Here is a 543-nt window from a genome sequence, read left to right on the forward strand (position 1 = left end):
CTGTTGGCCTGCGCGAACATCATCAGCTCGACGTCGGTCGGATTGCGGCGCAGCGCCGTGAAGGCATTCACCAGGTAGTCGATCTCGTCGTCAGCCAGCGCCAGGCCCCAGCGGGTGTTCGCCCCTTCCAGCGCGGCGCGCCCGCCGCCCAGCACATCGACGAACTCCATGGGCACGGCAGGCAGTTCGGTGAACAGGTCGGCCGCGCCGGCCCGGTCCCAGAGCACCGATTCCGTCATGCGGTCGTGCAGCAGCGCGGCCACGGCCTGCTTCTGCGCCTCGGTCAGCGTGGGCACGCCGCCCAGCAGGCCCGGGCGCAGCGACAGCCGGTACTCGGTGACGCGTTCCACGCGGCGCACGTGCAGTCCGCAGTTGCGCACGATGTCGGTGGCCTTCGAGGCCCAGGGCGACACGGTGCCGATGCGTGGCGCGACCACGATGGCGGGGCCGGCGTCCGGGCCGGCGTAAGGGTCGCCATAGGTGAGCAGGGCCGCCAGGCGCTCGCGGTCCGCGGGCGTCGGCTCCGCGTCGGTGGCCACCAGG

1 pseudogene is annotated in these 543 nt (G+C 72.7%); it reads right to left on the minus strand.

Annotated elements, in window-relative coordinates:
- Positions 1-543: pseudogene (locus tag K9U41_RS23050) on the minus strand (hypothetical protein); the annotation flags it as partial.

It is taken from the genome of Xanthobacter autotrophicus (assembly GCF_029991245.1).
Classification (GTDB): Bacteria; Pseudomonadota; Alphaproteobacteria; order Rhizobiales; family Xanthobacteraceae; genus Xanthobacter; species Xanthobacter autotrophicus_C.